The organism is Mesorhizobium sp. WSM4819 (assembly GCF_055811215.1).
Map to the genome: position 1 here is coordinate 88,178 of NZ_JBVVQO010000014.1, position 18,069 is coordinate 106,246.

The following is an 18,069-nucleotide window of genomic DNA, read 5'->3' on the forward strand; positions in this document are numbered from 1 at the left end:
ATTCGGAAAAGTTCCGCTTTTGCCTCGTTGTCTTATGGTATACCATACTATTGAAGACCAAATCGCTTGTCAACGGATCGTCGAATCTGTTTGTTGCGGATGCCTGGGAGGTGATGAATTGGCCGACGACACACTGAGGATCGAACGATCCGCCAAGACGCTGAGAACGCTGGCGCTGGAGCGCATGCGCGATGCGATCATGGGGTTTCATTTCCAGCCTGGCGAACGGTTGGTCGAGCGGCCGCTTTGCGACCAGCTCGGCGTCAGCCGCTCGGTAGTGCGCGAAGTTCTGCGGCAGTTGGAGACCGAGGGCCTCGTCCAGATGATACCTGGCCACGGACCCGCGGTGGCCAGGCCGGATCTCAGCCGCACCGACGAGATTTATGAACTGCGCGCCCTGATGGAGGGCATCGCGGCGCGCTCCTGCGCGCTGACGGCGACTGAGGGCCAGATCGCCGCGCTTGAGCGCGCGTTCGATGTGCTGCTCAAGGCGTGGGCATCAGCCAATCCGATCGAGGTGATGCGGGCGACCACAAAATTCTACGAGGTGCTTTTCGATGCCGCCGACAAGCGCATCGCCTGGGAGATCGTCCAGGGTCTGAACGTCCGCATCAACCAGCTGCGTTCCATGACCATCGCTTCGGAGAATCGCCGCGATGCCGCAATTGCCGAAATGACCGACATCATGAACGCGATCAAGTCGCGCAACGGCGATGCCGCCGAAGCCGCGGCCCGGCGGCATGTGGAGCAGGCCTGGCGAATTGCGCAACAGACCCTTCACAACAGCTGAAGCAGAAATTTCACATTACGGAATCGTCCGTCGCCCTCGCAGAGGGCAGTGCTTTCGTCACAATTTCAGGGGCAATATTGTACGGCTTGGTCGCTCTGGGCGCTGTCATGGCGCTGCTCGAACGGCGGCTGCAATGAGAAGGGATACACGATGAGCAAAGGGGCGCCGACATCGGCGGATGATTTTCTGACCGGGCTGAACGGGCAGCGCGTGCTGGTGACGGCAGGCGCCGGCGGCATCGGCCTGGCCATTGCAGAAACGCTGTCGCGGCTCGGCGCGCGCATCGTCGTTTGCGACGTCTCCGACGAGGCGCTGGCCGCCGCTCCGGACAGGATCGCCCTGGTCGCCGCGGTCAAGGCCGATGTCTCGCGCGACGACGACGTCGACCGGCTGTTCGAGACGGTGAAGGAAAAGCTCGGCGGCCTCGACGCGCTGATCAACAATGCCGGCATCGCCGGGCCGACCGGCGGCGTCGACGAAATCGATCCGGCGGAGTGGCGGCGCTGCATCGACATCTGCCTGACCGGCCAGTTCCTCTGCGCCAGGCGTGCCGTGCCGCTGATCAAGGCGGCGGGCGGCGGCTCGATCGTCTCGATGTCGTCCGCCGCCGGCCGCCATGGCTACGCTTTCCGCACCCCCTATTCGGCGGCCAAGTTCGGCGTCATCGGTTTCACGCAAAGCCTTGCCAAGGAACTCGGACCGCACGGGATAAGGGTCAACGCCATCCTGCCCGGCATCATCGAGGGACCACGCATCGACAAGGTTATCGCCGACCGGGCCAGACAGCTCGGTGTGTCGAACGAGGAGATGACGGAGCGCTATCTCCACAACATCTCGCTGCGACGCATGACCAGCCCCTATGACGTCGCCGCGATGGTCGCTTTCCTGTTGTCCGATGCGGCGATCAACATCTCCGGCCAGTCGCTCGGCGTCGACGGTAATGTCGAAACCCTTTGAGGAGCCCGACCATGATGAAAGTAGCGATTGTCGGCAGCGGGTTCATCGGGCGGGCCTGGGCGATCAGTTTTGCCCGCGCCGGCCACGATGTGCGGATGTGGGACCAGTCGCCGGCCGCGACCGAAGGTGCGCACGATTACATCGCCGGCGTGCTCGGCGACCTCGCTGCGAATGATCTGCTGCGGGGGCAGGCAATCGACGTCGTGCTTGGTCGCATTGCCGTCGTTGCGGAGCTCGAAGAAGCGCTGGCCGATGCGGTCCATATCCAGGAGAACACGCCCGAAAACCTCGACGTGAAGCGCGAGGTGTTCTCGCAGATCGATGCAATGGCCGGTCTGCAAGCGGTGATCGCCAGTTCCACCTCAGCGTTGCTGCCGTCGAAATTCACCGACCATCTGCAAGGGCGGCACCGCTGCCTGGTCGTGCATCCGATCAATCCGCCCTACCTCATCCCGGCCGCGGAAGTCGTGCCGGCGCCATGGACGTCTTCCGAAACGGTCGAAAGGACCCGCGCCTTCCTCGTCGATGCGGGCCACGCGCCGCTGGTGATGAAGCACGAGCTCGACGGCTTCATCATGAACCGCCTGCAGGGCGCGCTGCTGGAGGAGGCTTTTCGACTTGTCGCCGACGGCTATGCCAGCGTCGAGGATGTCGATATCGGCATTCGCGACGGGCTGGCGCTGCGCTGGTCGTTCATGGGTCCGTTCGAAACGATCGACCTTAATGCGCCGGGCGGTGTACGCGACTATATCGAGCGCTATCAATCGATCTATGCCAACATTTTTCCGCAGATGCTGCGCCGCGTCGACTGGGCCGGCGAAGTCATCGAGACGGTGGAGGCCGACCGCCGCAAGCGGCTGCCGCGGGAAGAACTCGGCGAACGGCAGGTTTGGCGCGACCGCCGGCTGATGGCGCTGGCCGCGCACAAGAAAAAATCGGATCAGGAGTTTGGAAGATGACGGAAACAAGCCGCAAGCCCGGTGCTACGCAGACCAGGGGCAAAATTATCATCACCTGTGCGGTGACAGGGGCGATCCATACACCGACCATGTCGCCCTATCTGCCGATCACGCCGGACCAGATCGCGTCCGAGGCGATCGCGGCGGCGGAGGCAGGTGCGGCGATCCTGCACCTGCATGCCCGCGACCCCGAGACCGGCAAGCCCGACCAGACGCCGGCGGCCTTCGCCCGCTTCCTGCCGCGCATCAAGCAGGCCACCAATGCCGCCATCAACATCACCACCGGCGGCAGTCCCTACATGAAGGTCGAGGAACGCGTGCGCCCGGCCGCCGAGTTCAAGCCAGAGGTCGCCTCGCTCAACATGGGCTCGATCAATTTCGGGCTCTATCACCTCGTCGACAAATACGAGACTTTCAAGTTCGACTGGGAAAAGCCGCATCTGGAAGCGACGCGTGACCTGGTCTTCCGCAACTCGTTCAAGGACATCGAATACATCCTTGCGACCTGCTACGACAACGGCACGCGCTTCGAGTTCGAGTGCTACGACATCGCCCATCTCTACAATCTCTCGCACTTCGCCGATCGCGGGCTGGTCAAGCCGCCGTTCTTCGTGCAGTCGGTGTTCGGTCTGCTTGGCGGCATCGGCACCCATCCCGAAGATGTCGCCCATATGAAGCGCACCGCCGACCGGCTGTTCGGCGACCAGTTCCGCTGGTCGGTGCTCGGTGCCGGCGCCAGCCAGTTGCGCATCGCGGCGCAGTCGGCAGCCCTTGGCGGCAACATCCGCGTCGGGCTCGAAGACAGTCTGTGGGCCGGCAAGGGCAAGCTTGCCAAATCGAACGCGGAGCAGGTGGTGCTTGCCCGCAAGATCATCGAGGGGCTTGGCATGGAAGTGGCGACGCCCGACGAGGCGCGCGAGATCCTGTCACTGAAGGGCGGCGACAAGGTCGCGTTCTGAGGCGGCTCGCCTATCGCCGCACGGTGCCAACAGAGGAGGACGGCATGAAGATCGAAGTCGTGGTGGTCGTTACCGCGCCTCCCCGGCGATGGCGTCCTGCGCGGCAGCTTGTTTGCGATAACCGGCCTTGGCATCAAGGGCGTGGCGGAACCACGCTTCGCCGGATGACGGCAGCTGCAAAAGAGGATAGAGGCGAATAAGGAAAACGAGCGCGCGCTCGATTTCAGATATGGACCCGATGCTTTTCGGCGATCTCGTCCATCGATGTGGCCACCTCGTTTCAACGCTGGGAGTTTGTCCATGAATTTCGACATTCCCGCCCGCACCGAAGATTACCGCGTCCGCATTGCCGACTTCGTCGAGCGTGAGATCCTGCCGCTCGAGGCCGACAAGACGTCCTATGACGCACATGGAAATATCGCCTTGCCGCTGCTGGAGACGCTTCGCGCCAAGGCGCGTATGGCGGGCCTGTGGTGCCTGCAGCTCAAGCTGGAAAGCGGCGGCGCCGGTCTCGGCAAGATGGATATTGCGGTTTGCTATGAGGAGATGAACCGGTCGATCTTCGGGCCCGTGGTGTTCAATTCGGCAGCGCCCGACGATGGCAACATGATGGTGCTCGAGGCGCTCGGCACGCTGGCGCAGAAGGAAAAATGGCTGAAGCCGATCGTCGAGGGCCAGGTACGCTCGGCCTTTGCCATGACCGAACCGCATCCCGGCGGCGGCTCGGACCCTGCGATGATCATGACGCGTGCGGAGCGGCGCGGCGACAAATACGTGGTGACCGGCCGCAAATGGTTCATCACCGGCGCGCAGCAGGCCAGCCATTTCATCCTGATCGCGCGAACCTCGGACGACTCGCGCCACGGTCTGTCGGCCCTGATGTTCCACAAGGACCAGCCGGGCTGGCATATCATTCGCCGCATCGAGATCATGGGCCCGGAGGAGCATGGCGGGCATTGCGAGCTGGAATTCGAGGGGCTCGAAATCCCTGTCGAAGACATGCTGGTTGGCGAGGGCAGGGGCATGAAGGTGACGCAGGTGCGGCTCGGCCCGGCGCGGCTTACCCACTGCATGCGCTGGCTTGGATTGTCCAAGCGCTGCGTTGAGATCGCGCGCGCCTACGCTGCCGAGCGCCATGGTTTCGGCCAGCGCCTCGCCGACCGCGAAAGCGTCCAGCTGAAGCTCGGCGATCTTGCCATGCGCATCGAGATCGGCCGCCTGCTGGTGATGAAGGCTGCGTGGGAACTGGACCGCGGCGGCTTTGCCCGCAAGGATGTGTCGATGGCCAAGGTCCAGGTCGCCAATGTGCTGCATGACGCGGCCGATGTGGCGATCCAGATCAACGGCGCGCGGGGCTATTCCAAGGACACGGTGCTCGAATGGATCTACCGCTATGCGCGCCAGGCGCGGTTGGTCGACGGCGCCGATGAGGTCCACAAGATGGTGCTGAACCGTTTCCTCAACGACGAGGAGAGGGGCTTCTGGCGCTGGACCGTCGAAGGCGAGGCATAGCGGACGCCGGGTGGCATCTCAGGAGGAAAAGATGCCGTTGAATGCGGATTTCGATCCTGCTGCATTGAAGGGCTTTCTCGCGAACCGCTTCGGCGATGCCGCAATGACGCTCGAGCGGATCGGCGGCGGGCAGTCCAACCCCACCTACTTCGTCGACTATGGTGCGCATCGCATGGTGCTGCGCAAGAAACCGGCCGGGCCGATCCTGCGCGGGGCGCATGCCGTCGACCGCGAGTTCCGCGTGCTTGAAGCGCTCGCAGCGACCAACGTGCCGGTGCCGCGGCCGGTGCTCTTTCACGCCGGCGCCGAGCCGCTCGGCACGCCGTTCTACCTGATGGAGCGGCTGGATGGTCGCGTCTTCCACGACTGTTCGCTGCCTGGCCTTTCACCCGCTGAGCGACGCGCCATCTATTTCGGCATGGCCGAAGCGATGGCCAAACTGCATGCTGTCCGTCCCGACGCGGTCGGTCTCGGCGATTACGGCCGGCCCGGCAACTATTTCGAGCGCCAGATCGGCCGCTGGACCCGGCAGCTCAGGGAATCGCCGAGCGACAGAATTCCGGCACTCGATGCGGTCGCCGACTGGTTGCCGCAGCATCTGCCCGCGGATGATGGACGCGTGTCGATCGCCCATGGCGACTTCCGCCTCGGAAATCTGCTGTTCCATCCCGGCAAGCCGGAGGTGATCGGCATTCTCGATTGGGAGCTGTCGACGATCGGCCATCCGCTCGCCGATCTCGGCTTTTGCTCGATGACCTGGCATTCGACCTCGGACGAATATGGCGGCATCCTCGGCCTCGATCATCCTGCCCTCGGCATCCCCAACCAGCGCGAATTCCTCGACCATTATTTCACGCATGCCGTGCCCACTGCGCCCCTGCAACGCTTCCACCTGGTTTTTTCACTGTTCCGTTTCGCTGTGATCTTCGTCGGCATCGCCGACCGGGCGCGGGCAGGCAGCGCGGCGTCGGCCGATGCGGCCGGCAAGTGGCCGCTCGCCGGTCGCTTTGCCGCGCGTGCTCAAGAGATCATCCAAGGAGCGAGACCGTGGAGTGGCTCCTCCTGAGGGGAGCGTTCGCGCCTGGTCCTTTCCCTACCCCGCAGCGTCAGCAATCCAGTCCGAGAGGCTTTGCGAAAAACTTCGCGGCACGATGAGTTCGCACGCGGTCTCGCCGCTGCGCAGGAACAGCACGGGCACATGGTGCAAGGATGTCAGCACGGCGCGGCCCGGGGCGGCCGCCGGCGCGCACCAGTCGACGGCGATGCATCTGGAGAGCACTCCTGCGATGTCCGCCCCGGCCATTCTGAAACGCACGCGACCCTCGCCGAGAGAAACCGAACAGCCGAGATCCGGGTCGACGGCAAGCGAAGATGCTTGCGCGCCGTCGTCGAGAGCCAGCCACAAGCGGCGAGGCGCGACGCGGATGACGAGAAAACCTTTATGACGGACCGTCTCTCCGACCGAGGCGGGAAGTTTCGTGCCGAGCGACGCAGAGAGGCTCGATTCGAATTGCCCCAGCGTGCCGTCCCAGCCCTCGATCTGGATGAGTGGGCAATCGACCACGGACAGGCTGAAATCCGGGCTAGCCATGCAGTCGTTCCCCCTGCGGATCGAGGAATACCGGCGAGACGACGCGGGCACGGACCGTTTCGGCCTTCATCGGATAGACGGCCACGACCTCGCTTCCTTCGCTGGCGACATCGCCGGAAAGCAAGGCCAGCCCGACATAGTGGCCGCGTTCGGGGCTGAAGGTGACGGAGGTGACGCGGCCGCGCCCGTGGCCGTAAGGTTTCTCGCCCGGCAGGAACAGGATGGCGCCACCGCGAAGGCGTTTTCCCTCTTCGATGCATTCCAGTCCGACCAGGCGCTGGCGGTCGGGCGCCTGGAAGGCGGGGCGCCGTCGCAGCACGTCGCCGACGAAGCCGGTACGCTTGCCCGCCATGCGGCCGAGGCCAAGATCGTCGAGCGTCGTGCGCCCATCGATTTCAGGTCCGGCGACATGGCCCTTTTCGACGCGCAGCGCGCCGAGCGCCTCGACGCCGTAAGGTTTCAAGTCGAGCGGCCTGCCTGCTTCGAGCAGGCGGCTCCAAAGCTGTTCACCGGCAGTTGCGCCGACATAGATTTCGTAGGCGCGCTCGCCGGAATAACTGAGACGCAGGATGCGGAGCGCACGGCCCTGCCATTCGCTCTCGAGCAATCCCATATGCGCAAGTGCTGCGTCGGAAACATCGAGAGCGGGAAATGCCGCAGCAAGAATTGCACGGCTTTTCGGTCCGGCAACCGACATCGCCGCCCAATCATCGCTCACCGAGGTCACGGCTACGCGCAAATCCGGCCAGGCCGTATCGAGCAGGAATTCAAGACGCGACAGCACGTCGGCGGCCTTGGCGGTCGAGGTGGTCATGAAGAACCGGCTCTCGGCCAGCCGCGTCGTGGTGCCGTCGTCGAAGACGATGCCGTCGTCGCGCAGCATGACGCCGTAGCGCGCACGGCCAACCGGCAGTTTGGCAAAGCCGTTGGCGTAGATGCGATCGAGGAAAATCGCGGCATCCGGGCCCTGGACGTCGATCTTGCCGAGGGTGGAGATGTCCATCAGGCCAGCGGCCTGGCGCACACTCCGCATTTCGGCGACATACGCTTCGTTCACGTCGAGCCCGGATTGCCTGTAGAAATAGGGCCGCATCCAGAGCCCGACCTCCAGCATCTCGGCGCCGTTCGCCATGTGCCAGTCGTGCATCGGCGTGCGGCGGATCGGCTTGAAATGATGGCCGATGGCGCGCCCGGCAAGCGCACCAATGGCGACCGGCGTATAGGGCGGTCGAAAGGTCGTGGCGCCGGTCTCGGGGATGGTTGTGTTGCGCAGGGCCGCCATCGCGGCAAGCGCCGAAAAATTGCTGGTCTTGCCCTGGTCGGTGCCCATGCCAAGCGTGGTGTAGCGCTTCAGGTGCTCGACCGATTGATAGCCCTCGCGATGGGCGAGCTCGATATCCCCGGTCGTCACGTCCATCTGGAAATCGACGAAGGCCTTTCCACGTCCAGCGGCCAGGGCCTCGCGAAGCGGGGCCGCGGCGGTCTCGCCCAGATCGAGTTTCGACGGAGCAGGCACCGGCGCCGACTTGCCGCAGAACGATGCCGCCTCGGTGCCGGCGCGATGACCGTTCTCGATGACATCGGCGGTCGAAAAAATTCCCATCATCGAGCCGGCGCCGAACCGGTCCTCCGGAAACGCCCCCGGCACGAAGCCGCCAATGTCGCTGCGATATCCAGGGTTGACGCCCAGGTGCGAGGTGAGATGCACGGTCGGCGACCAGCCGCCGGACACGCAGACCAGGTCGCAGGCGGCCTCGGATTGGCCGCCTGGTCCGCTGAGCGTTGCCCGCCTGACGGCATGGCCGCCATGCAGGTCGACGATGCGCGTTGCGGCCCGCACCACCACGCCGAGCCGTGCGGCTTCTGCGGCAAGTGCGGCGGGCGGCGCTGCACGCAGATCGGCAACCGTCACCTCTGCGCCGCCTGCGGCATAGTCGAAGGCGGTGCGCCAGGCGCCGTCATTGCTGGTGACGACGACTATTTTCTTGCCGGGCAGGACGGCGAAACGGTTGAGGTAGGTCCGGGCGGCCGACGCAAGCATCACGCCGGGTCGGTCGTTGTTCGAGAATACCATTGGTCGCTCGATGGCGCCGGTGGCGAAAACGATCGAGCGGGCGCGAAGCATGGTCAATGTCTGCAGCACTTCGCCGGCCGGCCGCGGATTGGCTGGGTCGCGTTGCCCGACCAGTCCGATGACATTGCCGTCATAGATGCCGAAAGCGGTCGTCCGCTTCATCAGGGCGACGGTTTTGAAGCCGTCCAGCTCGGCCTCGGCCTGTCTCAGCCATGCGGCCGCAGCGCTGTCGGAAGCTTCCGCCAGAAGCTGGCCGCCGAGCAGGACATCCTGTTCGATCAGCGCCACCTGCGCGCCGGCCGCTGCGGCAGCACGCGCCGCCGACAATCCTGCTGGGCCGCCGCCGATGATTGCGACATCGGCAAAGGCATGACTGATGTCGTAGCGATCGGGATCAGGGTCGGTGCCGGCTCTGCCAAGCCCGGCCGCCTTGCGAATGAAGTGCTCGTAGAACATCCAGGCGCGGCGCGTCGGACCCATGAAGGTCTTGTAGTAGAAGCCGGCCGACAGGAGCGGCGCCAACAGGACGTTGACGCTTTGCACGTCAAAGGCAAGCGAAGGCCAGCGGTTCTGGCTCTCCGCGACTAGGCCGTCTTGGAGTTCCAGCGTCGTCGCCGGCAGGTTCGGCTGGCGCCTGCCTGCGGTTGCAAGCGTGACCAGTGCATTCGGCTCCTCGGCCCCGGCGGAAAAAATGCCGCGTGGACGATGATATTTGAAGCTGCGCCCGACCAGCGTGACGCCGTTGGCGAGCAGCGCGGAGGCAAGCGTATCGCCGCGATATCCGATCAGGCTCCGGCCGTCGAAGGTAAACTCGACCGGCTGCTCGCGGTCGATACGGCCGCCCATCGACAACCGCTTGTGGTTCGAACTCATGCCGGTGGTTTCCTGGCGGGTGATTTCCTGGCCGACAATTGCCTGGCGAGATCGACGGATGCGATGGCGTGGTTGCGCGTGTCGCGTTCGACCACCAGCCATTGCCGGCAGCCGGTCACGTGCTGCCAGAACTCGCGGTGCAGGCCAGCCGGATTTGTCCTGACATAGACGTAACGGTACCAGGCCTTGGGATCGAGATCGTCGTGCGCCGGACGCGTGACGGAAGCGTCGCCGCCGTAGCGGAACTCGTCATGGTCGCGCAGACCGCAGCAGGGGCATTCGATGCGCAGCATTGTCTTGCGCCTCCTATTGCAGCCAGGCTGAGGGGCCGGCGCCAGCCTCGTCGAGCGTGTGGCCGGTGCGGAAACGATCGAGCCCGTAGGCTGCGATCAACGGGTGCGGCTTGCCGGTGGCGATCGTGTGGGCGAAGCACCAGCCGGAAGCCGGCGTCGCCTTGAAGCCGCCATAGCACCAGCCGCCGTTGAGATAGAGTCCCTCGATCGGCGTCGGGCAGATGATCGGGCTGGCATCGGGCGTCATGTCCATGACGCCGCCCCAATGGCGCAGCAGTCGGATGCGCGAAATGCACGGCATCAGAGCGATCGCCGCCTCCGCCACTTCGCGCACGACGCCCAGATTGCCGCGCTGGGCGTAGGAATTGTAGCCGTCGAGATTGCCGCCGAAGACCAGCCCGCCCTTGTCCGACTGGCTGACGTAGAAATGATCGGCGCCATAGGCGACAACATGGTCCACCAACGGCTTCAGCGGTTCGGTGACAAAGGCCTGCAAGACGTGGCTTTCGATCGGCAGTTCCAGGCCGGCCTTGGCGCCGAGCACGGATGTATGACCGGCAACAGCGAGGCCGACCTTGCCGGCGGCGATCCGGCCTTTCGTCGTTTCGACGCCGACGATCCTGTCGCCGTCGCGGAGGAAGCCTGACACCTCGCAGTTCTGGATAATGTCGACGCCATGGCCGTCGGCGGCGCGCGCATAGCCCCAGGCGACCGCGTCGTGGCGCGCCGTGCCCGCCCGGCCCTGGAAGATGGCGCCATGGATCGGAAAGCGGGCGGTGTCGGAAAAATCGAGATAGGACACGAGACGGCGCACCTCGACGCGGTCGAGGATGTCGGCATCGATGCCGTTCAGCCGCATGACGTTGGCGCGGTGGCTGAAGCCGTCGAGCTGGTCGGCGGAATGCGCGGTGACGAGCTGGCCGCGCTGCGAGAACATGACGTTGAAATTCAGCGCCCGCGACATGTTCTCCCAGAGTTTCATCGAGAATTCGTAGAACTGGGTGTTGCCGTCGAGCAGGTAGTTGGAGCGGATGACGGTGGTGTTGCGGCCGACATTGCCGCCGCCGACATAGCCCTTTTCGAGCACCGCGACGTTGCGGATGCCGTGGTTCTCGGCGAGGTAGAAGGCGGTAGCGAGGCCGTGTCCACCGCCGCCGATGACGATCACGTCGTAGGACGGTTTTGGCTCCGCTGCCCGCCAGGCGCGCTGCCAGTTCTTCTGGCCAGACAGCGCGTTGCGGAAAATCGAAAATGCCGAGTAGCGCGCCATCCCTGCGGCCTATCGAACGATCGGGCCGGCCGGCGTGCGGGTAAGCACTTCGGCGCCCGCATCAGTCAGAAGCACGGTGTTGGAGACGAAGTCATCGCCGCGACCGGTGCCCATCAGCCACGACAGGATGTGGAAGCTCATCCCGGTCTCGATTTCGAGATCGGAATCGTGCCTCAAGCCGGTCACCGAATTGCCGCCAGTCCATGATGGCGGCTGTCCGGCGCCGACAAGGTAGCCGCAGTGATGGCGGCGATAATGGGAAAGACCGGCCTCGTCGGCGACGGTCTGCCAGGCGGCGTAGACGTCGCGCGCCCTGGCGCCGGGCCTGAGTGCCTCGACGACGGCATCGAACGCCCTGGCGGTCACCTCCGCCATCGCGGCGTCTTCGTCGCTGATATGGCCGATGCGAACGAGCCGGCCGAGCGGCGCGTGATAACGCGAGATGCAGCCGGACAGTTCGACGAAGACCGGCTCGCCCTTGCGGTAGATCCCGTCGCCCCAGGTCGTATGCTCTTCGCCCAGGCGCGCGGCCGGGCGGATGAACGGGCCGAAGCCCGGAGCATGACCGCCGGCGCGAATCATCGCCGCAACGCACTGGGCTGCGACCTCCTGTTCGGAGGCACCGTCCGAGATCGCGGCGATCGCGGCGCCGGCGGCGGCGTCGGTCACTTGTGCCGCCTGACGCATCAGTGCCTGTTCCTCGGCGCTCTTCACTCGCCGCATCCTGTCGACCAGCCCGGAAACATCGCTCCATCTGGCATCGGCCTGCGTCTGGAGTGCGACGGCAAGCCCATGGCTGAGGCCGGCCGTCCAGTATTCGAGGCCGATCCGCTTGCCGGACAGGCTGAGCTCCGCAAGCACTTGCGCGGCAAGGTCGGCCGCCGTTTCGCTGTCGGAATGGCCGCGGAATTCCGCTGCCGTCACCTGTTTCTCGATCGTCACCCTTTCCATCGAGCGGGTGACCAGGACAGGTTTCCCTTCGAGCGGGACGATCAGCAGGTGAGGGGCAAAATATCCCCAGTGATCGAGCCCGGTGAGGTAGAAGACGTTCTCCGGCGAAGCAAAGACCGTCGCGTCGAGCCCGCGCTCGGCCAGCGCCGTGCGGACCCTGACAAGGCGGCCGGCGATTTCGGCTTCGGAAAACGGATTACGGTCCATCAGGCGTCCTCGTGCTGGTTACCGGTTTCGTTGCCGGTATGATTTTTCGTCAGTGACCGGCTTCCAGTCCCCATGCTCAGTCGATGACGATGAGTTCGCGCGCCACGTCGCAGAGGCGTTCGCCGCCGCGATCCGTGACGACGAAGGATTCCGAGATGGCGATGCCGAAATCGTCGAGCCAAACGCCGGCCATGAAATGGAAGCACATCCCGGACTGCATCCTGGTGGTGTCGCCGGGACGAAGACTTGCGGTGCGTTCGCCCCAATCGGGCGGGTAGGCGAGCCCGACCGGATAGCCGACGCGGCTCTCCTTCTTCAGCCCGTTCTTCCTCAGCACTGCCTGCCAGGCGGCTTCCACCTCTTCGGCGGTGTAGCCGGGGCGGGCCTTCTCAAGGCCGGCGTCGACGCCCTCGACGATCGCCTTGGCCATGTCGACGAGGACTTGCGGCGGCTTGCCGAAATGCACGGTCCGCGTCAGCGCCGCATGATAGCGCCGCCGCACCCCGGCGATCTCCAGAATGGCGAGGCCGCTGTCCGGCAGCGGCGCGTCGGACCAGGTCAGATGCGGCGTGCTGGTGCCCTCGCCGACGGGCATCAGCGGACAGATCGCGGCATAGTCGCCGCCCGCTCCGGGCACGCCCGTGATCTGTGCGTGATAGATTTCCGCAATGACATGGTTCTGCGGCACGCCGGGCCGCATTTTTTCTATGGCGCGTTTCATGGCGTGTGTGCAGATCGCACCGGCCTCGCGGATCAGCGCCAGCTCGGCTTCGGATTTGACCAGCCGCGCCCAGTTGACGAGATCGTGGTTGTTGGCGAAGTGCGCGTCAGGCAGCCCGCTGACGAGATGGGCATGGCAGCGCGCGGTGTAATAATGCGCGTCCATCTCGACGCCGATGCGGGCGTTTCCCCAGCCACGCGACCGGATCAGCTGGGCGAGTTCGTCATAGGGGTGTTCGACGGGCTGCTGCACCAGCCGTTCCGAGAACGGCACGATGTTCTTCTCCGGCAGGCCGGTGGTCAGGCGTGCGCTCCTGGCGTCCTGCGCCCTGCCGAACCAGATCGGCCGGTCTTCCCTGAGATGGACGAGCACGCATTGCGGAACATAGAACGACCATCCGTCATAGCCGGTCAGCCAGCACATATTAGCTGGGTCCTGACAGATGATGAGGTCGAAGCCGGCCTTCTCCATGCGTGACTTCACGCCGGCCAGGCGCTGCGCATACTCCGCTTGCGTGAAAGTCCCGAAACCGCTCGCGCTCGCCACCGAAATCCCACCTGCCAGTACGCTGGTTTTTTCTTAAATTGTGCACAACTGGCAATAATGTGTGGTCTGATTACGAATTATTGCCAGATTTCTGTAGTTTTTATATCTTAGCTTGCACAATGTCTAGGGCAGTTGTATACGTCTTGACAGGCAAGTGTCGACCTCGAAGAAGGCCGCGCCCCGGAATATCAGTCAGTTGTTCAATGGGAGAAAAGCATGTTCAAATCATCGATATCGCGCCGGATGGTCGTGAAAGCCGCCGCCTGCCTCGCGCTTGCCGCGACATCATTCACGGCGCTGCCCGCTTATGCGGAAACCATCCTCGAACAGGCCAAGAAGGACGGCTATATCCGCGTCGGTTTTGCCAACGAGGCGCCGTTCGGTTACGCCACGCCTGACGGCAAGCTGACCGGCGAAGCGCCGGAAGTTGCCAAGGCGGTACTCGCCAAGATGGGTATCGCGCAGGTAGACGGCGTGCTGACCGAGTTCGGCTCGCTTATCCCAGGTCTCAAGGCCGGCCGCTTCGATATCATCGCCGCCGGCATGTTCATCAATCCGAAGCGTTGCGCCGAGATCAATTTCTCCGAGCCGTCCTACGGAATCGGTCAGGCCATGCTGGTGGCAAAAGGCAATCCGAAGGGCGTGAAGGACTTTTCCAGCATCAAGGAAAACCCGGATCTCAAGCTCGCCGTGATGGCCGGCGCCGTCGAGGGCGGCTATGCCAAGGACGCTGGTGTCGCCGCCGGGCAGATCGTTGCCTTGCCCGACCAGTCCAGTCTGGTCGCCGCCGTCCAGTCGGGCCGTGCCGACGCTGCCGCGCTAACCGCTCTTTCGATCGCCGACATGGCCAAGAAGGCCGACGGCGTCGAATCGACCAAGCCGTTCGGCGAGGTTGCCGGCAAGTCGGTGAAAGGCCATGGCGGCTTCGGCTTCCGCAAGGAAGATACCGACCTGCAGGAGGCGTTCAACGCCGAGTTGAAGACGTTCCTCGGTTCGCCGGAGCACATCGCGCTGGTCGAGCCGCTCGGCTTCGGCAAGGACTACCTGCCCAACAAGACCACCGCGGAGCTTTGCGCGGGCAAATAGGTTCCCAACTGCTGGCGGCGCGAAAGCGCCGCCCCTTTTTCCTGGGGGAATCCGCATGGGAATCCGTACGCTCGTTGCCATGCTGGTCGTCGCGCTTGTCGTGATCGGTGCCTTGGCAACGCAGGAATCTTACAAAGTGTTTATGCCGGGGCTGCTGCAAGGCGCGGTCCTGACGATCGAGATCGCTATCCTCGGCAGCCTGCTGGCAATCGTCATGGGCGTGCTGGCGGCGCTGGCAAGGATGTATGGCCCGGCGCCGCTCAAATGGCTGGCCACGGTCTATGTCGAGATCTTCCGCGGCACCTCGGCGCTGGTACAATTGTTTTGGCTGTTTTTTGTGCTGCCGCAATTCGGTGTCACGCTCAACGCATTTCTGGTTGCTGTCCTGGCGCTCGGCCTGAACGTTGGTGCTTACGGATCGGAAGTCGTGCGCGGCGCGATCCAGTCCGTCGCCCGCGGACAGTGGGAGGCGTCTACCGCATTGAACATGAGCCGCCCCCAGATGCTGCGCCGGATCATCCTGCCGCAGGCTTTCGTCGCCATGATCCCGCCTTGGGGCAATCTGTTCATCGAGCTTTTGAAATCGACAGCGCTGGTCTCGCTGATCACGCTCTCGGACCTCGCCTTCAAGGCGCAGCAAATGAACCAGAACACGTTCAAGACCATTCCGATCTTCACCCTCGTCCTGCTGATGTACCTGGCAATGTCGCTGGTCGTGACCATCGGCATGCGGCTTCTCGAAAGGCGGGCTTCGCTCGGATTGGCGCGGGGGAAGGCAGCATGATCTGGGACTGGGCGTTTGCTTTTGAAATCCTGCCGGTGCTCGCCAGCGCTGCCATCGTTTCCATCGAGGCGACGCTGATCGGGTTTGCGCTTGCCGCCTCGCTCGGCCTGGTGCTGGCGGTGGTCCGCATCGCCGTGCCGTGGACCGGCTGGACGATTTCGGTGCTGGTCGAACTGATCCGGTCGACCCCGTTGCTGATCCAGATATTCTTTCTCTATTTCGTCTTTCCGAAATTCGGTGTCGTGCTCGACGCCTTCACCGCCGGGGTGCTTGCCATCGGCATCCACTACGCTGCCTATTGTTCCGAGGTCTATCGCGCCGGTTTCGACAACATCCATCGCGGCCAGTGGGAAGCCTCGGTCGCCCTCAATCTGTCAGCCTGGACGACCTTCCGCGACATCATCATTCCGCAGGCGATCCCGCCGATCGTTCCGGCGCTCGGCAACTATCTAGTTGCCTTGTTCAAGGAGACGCCATTGCTTTCCGCAATCGCCGTGCTGGAGCTGATGCAGACCGCCAAGATCATCGGCTCCGAAACCTTCCGCTACACTGAGCCGATGACGCTGGTCGGCCTGTTCTTCCTTGCCATGAGCCTGGTTTCCGCCGCGCTCATTCGCTCCCTCGAAGGCTTGCTCAACCGGAGGACCATGCGATGACGGAACAACCGATGGTCCGCTTCGACAATGTTTCGAAACGCTACGGCGCGCTGACCGTTCTCGACGGGCTCAATCTGGACATAGCACGCGGCGAGAAGGTTTCCATCATCGGGCCGTCCGGCTCCGGCAAGACCACGGTGCTGCGCATGCTGATGACGCTGGAGACGATCAATGACGGCGTCATCTGGGTCGAAGGCGAGCCGCTCACCCACATGGAGAGGAACGGCAAGCTTGTTCCCGCCGATCTCGCGCACATCCGCAAGATCCGCGCCAAGATCGGCATGGTGTTCCAGTCGTTCAACCTGTTCCCGCACATGACGGCGATGCAGAACTGCATCGAGGCGCCGATAACCGTGCTCGGCATGAAGCGGGCCGATGCCGAGGCGCGTGCGGCCGAGCTGCTCGACATGGTCGGCCTGTCGGAGAAGAAGGACCACTATCCCTCGCAGCTTTCCGGCGGCCAGCAGCAGCGTGTCGCCATCGCCCGCGCTTGCGCCATGCGGCCCAAGATCATGCTGTTCGACGAGGTGACCTCGGCACTCGACCCCGAACTCGTCGGCGAGGTGCTTGAAGTCATCCGAAAACTCGGCAGGGAACATGACCTCACCATGCTGATGGTCACCCACCAGATGGGATTTGCCAAGGAATTCTCCGATCGCGTCTGCTTTTTCCATGCCGGCAAGATCTGCGAGCAGGGGCCGCCAAACGAGTTGTTCGGCGCCCCCAAGAACGAGCGGACGCGGCAGTTCCTGCACGCTGTCCTGGAGGCTGGATGACGCTTGAGACGGATGCCGCGCCCCTGGCCGCGACCGCCGCACCGCCGCGCCCGCTCTCGGCGCGGGAGCGGTTCGAGCGTATCTACCGGATATTGCGCGACCGCATCTGCCTGCTCGACTATGCGCCCGGCAGCCATCTCTCCGAGGAAGAGCTTGCCCAGGAATTCCAGATCAGCCGCACGCCGGTTCGCCGTGTCCTGGCGCGCCTCGAATCCGAGGGTCTGGTTCAATCCGTCCATGGCGTCGGCACGATCGTCACCGACGTCGACATCGAGGAATTGCAGCAGGTCTATCACTTGCGCCTGGAGCTGGCGCTCCTCGTCGGCAAGCTTTCGCCGATCCCGCGCACGGCGGACGACCTCGACCGGATAAGGGCACTCATCGCGCGCTGCGATTCCGATGTGCTCAATCCCGACCAGCGCGCTTTCCTGCGCCTCAACATGGATTTTTTCTACGAGCTCACCGCGATGACCGGCAACCAGCCGCTGCGCGAGATCAGCGAGCGCCTGTATTTTCAGGTCGCGCGCGTCGTCCTGAAGATGATGCCGCAGTTGGGCCTGGTCGAGGAGTTCACTGCGTTCCGCCGCGAAATGGAAGAGGTGCTTGCCGCCGCCGAGATCGGCGACTGGGAGTCGATCGGGCACATCAGGCGAGCCCATATCTCGATGAGCTTTCGCCGCATGATGCGTCATGCAGGCGAGGTCAACCTCTCCGGCGGAACTCTGTAATTCACGTTTGACCTGGCGCACGCCCGGGTCACGACCGGTGGGCACCGCTTCGTCGGCCGGCGACCAGCTTCAGCCAGGGCGCAAAATGGAAGGCGCTCATCAGCAAGTACATCATCGCCATTTTGTTCAGCGGCGACGCATCTTGCGCCGCGCAGATCATGTCGGCATCACCGGTAACGGCCGTCAGCAGCGCCATGATTGCGAAGGTGAGCGCGGCCGCCAGCGATAGCCAGTCGGCCGCGCCACGGGCGGCGACATTGTCGGTTGGGAAATCGGCAGATCCGCTGCCTTCGGGCGGCATCTTCTGGTCGGGGTGGAGTGTCATCGAGACGTCAT

The 18,069-nt window shown here is 64.0% G+C and carries 18 protein-coding genes; 11 read left to right on the plus strand and 7 right to left on the minus strand.

The genetic code is table 11. The features are described from left to right. Nucleotides 1-118 precede the first annotated feature (118 nt). The 6 genes from AC0L18_RS15245 (at nt 119) to AC0L18_RS15270 (ending at nt 6,243) form a co-directional block, all read left to right on the plus strand. Complete coding sequence (locus tag AC0L18_RS15245; RefSeq protein WP_473493099.1) at nt 119-790, plus strand: GntR family transcriptional regulator; 672 nt, start codon at nt 119-121, stop codon at nt 788-790. Nucleotides 791-940: 150 nt separating this feature from the next. After that, nucleotides 941-1,747 carry an SDR family oxidoreductase gene (locus AC0L18_RS15250; protein ID WP_473493100.1) on the plus strand — a complete coding sequence of 269 codons (807 nt, stop codon included), beginning with the start codon at nt 941-943 and terminating at the stop codon, nt 1,745-1,747. An 11-nt stretch (nt 1,748-1,758) separates the two neighbouring features. Continuing rightward, entirely contained in the window at nt 1,759-2,706 is a 948-nt protein-coding gene (locus AC0L18_RS15255) for a 3-hydroxyacyl-CoA dehydrogenase (RefSeq protein WP_473493102.1), read from the plus strand. Then, complete coding sequence (gene kce, locus AC0L18_RS15260; RefSeq protein WP_128171861.1) at nt 2,703-3,665, plus strand: 3,5-dioxohexanoate:acetyl-CoA acetone transferase; 963 nt, start codon at nt 2,703-2,705, stop codon at nt 3,663-3,665. The genes AC0L18_RS15255 and kce overlap by 4 nt, the downstream gene beginning before the upstream one ends. Before the next feature lie 300 nt (nt 3,666-3,965). Next, nucleotides 3,966-5,177, plus strand: a complete 1,212-nt coding sequence (locus AC0L18_RS15265) for an acyl-CoA dehydrogenase family protein (RefSeq protein ID WP_473493104.1) — start codon at nt 3,966-3,968, stop codon at nt 5,175-5,177. Nucleotides 5,178-5,208: 31 nt separating this feature from the next. Further along, a complete protein-coding gene (locus tag AC0L18_RS15270; RefSeq protein ID WP_473493105.1) occupies nt 5,209-6,243 on the plus strand; it encodes a phosphotransferase family protein in 1,035 nt (344 codons plus the stop codon). A gap of 27 nt (nt 6,244-6,270) precedes the next feature. Here the strand turns inward: AC0L18_RS15270 and AC0L18_RS15275 are convergent, their stop codons facing one another. From AC0L18_RS15275 to AC0L18_RS15300, 6 genes are all read right to left on the minus strand, one after another. Beyond that, nucleotides 6,271-6,768 (minus strand): sarcosine oxidase subunit gamma, encoded by a 498-nt coding sequence (locus tag AC0L18_RS15275; RefSeq protein WP_473493106.1) that lies wholly within the window; start codon nt 6,766-6,768, stop codon nt 6,271-6,273. Then, nucleotides 6,761-9,715 (minus strand): sarcosine oxidase subunit alpha family protein, encoded by a 2,955-nt coding sequence (locus AC0L18_RS15280; RefSeq protein ID WP_473493108.1) that lies wholly within the window; start codon nt 9,713-9,715, stop codon nt 6,761-6,763. The genes AC0L18_RS15275 and AC0L18_RS15280 overlap by 8 nt, the downstream gene beginning before the upstream one ends. Beyond that, on the minus strand, nt 9,712-10,008 hold the full coding sequence (locus tag AC0L18_RS15285) for a sarcosine oxidase subunit delta (RefSeq protein ID WP_473493110.1): 297 nt from the start codon (nt 10,006-10,008) through the stop codon (nt 9,712-9,714). The genes AC0L18_RS15280 and AC0L18_RS15285 overlap by 4 nt, the downstream gene beginning before the upstream one ends. Before the next feature lie 13 nt (nt 10,009-10,021). Further along, nucleotides 10,022-11,278, minus strand: a complete 1,257-nt coding sequence (locus AC0L18_RS15290) for a sarcosine oxidase subunit beta family protein (RefSeq protein WP_473493112.1) — start codon at nt 11,276-11,278, stop codon at nt 10,022-10,024. 9 nt (nt 11,279-11,287) lie between these two features. Then, on the minus strand, nt 11,288-12,436 hold the full coding sequence (locus tag AC0L18_RS15295) for a M24 family metallopeptidase (protein ID WP_473493113.1): 1,149 nt from the start codon (nt 12,434-12,436) through the stop codon (nt 11,288-11,290). Between the two features lie 76 nt (nt 12,437-12,512). Next, entirely contained in the window at nt 12,513-13,703 is a 1,191-nt protein-coding gene (locus AC0L18_RS15300; RefSeq protein WP_473493114.1) for a M24 family metallopeptidase, read from the minus strand. Nucleotides 13,704-13,919: 216 nt separating this feature from the next. Here AC0L18_RS15300 and ehuB point away from each other — a divergent pair, with 216 nt between their 5' ends. Genes ehuB through AC0L18_RS15325 form a run of 5 tightly spaced genes read left to right on the plus strand, consistent with a single transcriptional unit; the run spans nt 13,920 to nt 17,733 of the window. Further along, complete coding sequence (gene ehuB / locus AC0L18_RS15305; RefSeq protein ID WP_473493115.1) at nt 13,920-14,789, plus strand: ectoine/hydroxyectoine ABC transporter substrate-binding protein EhuB; 870 nt, start codon at nt 13,920-13,922, stop codon at nt 14,787-14,789. A 55-nt stretch (nt 14,790-14,844) separates the two neighbouring features. Then, on the plus strand, nt 14,845-15,573 hold the full coding sequence (gene ehuC / locus AC0L18_RS15310; protein ID WP_091597301.1) for an ectoine/hydroxyectoine ABC transporter permease subunit EhuC: 729 nt from the start codon (nt 14,845-14,847) through the stop codon (nt 15,571-15,573). After that, nucleotides 15,570-16,229, plus strand: a complete 660-nt coding sequence (gene ehuD / locus AC0L18_RS15315; RefSeq protein WP_023800464.1) for an ectoine/hydroxyectoine ABC transporter permease subunit EhuD — start codon at nt 15,570-15,572, stop codon at nt 16,227-16,229. The genes ehuC and ehuD overlap by 4 nt, the downstream gene beginning before the upstream one ends. Next, the gene (ehuA, locus tag AC0L18_RS15320) at nt 16,226-17,005 is read left to right on the plus strand and encodes an ectoine/hydroxyectoine ABC transporter ATP-binding protein EhuA (RefSeq protein WP_027152502.1); all 780 of its coding nucleotides are present in this window, start codon (nt 16,226-16,228) and stop codon (nt 17,003-17,005) included. The genes ehuD and ehuA overlap by 4 nt, the downstream gene beginning before the upstream one ends. Continuing rightward, nucleotides 17,002-17,733, plus strand: coding sequence for a GntR family transcriptional regulator (locus AC0L18_RS15325; RefSeq protein WP_023800466.1), 732 nt, complete (start codon nt 17,002-17,004; stop codon nt 17,731-17,733). Before ehuA ends, AC0L18_RS15325 begins: the two co-directional genes overlap by 4 nt. Before the next feature lie 28 nt (nt 17,734-17,761). Here the strand turns inward: AC0L18_RS15325 and AC0L18_RS15330 are convergent, their stop codons facing one another. Continuing rightward, the gene (locus AC0L18_RS15330; protein ID WP_473493116.1) at nt 17,762-18,058 is read right to left on the minus strand and encodes a hypothetical protein; all 297 of its coding nucleotides are present in this window, start codon (nt 18,056-18,058) and stop codon (nt 17,762-17,764) included. Nucleotides 18,059-18,069 lie beyond the last annotated feature (11 nt).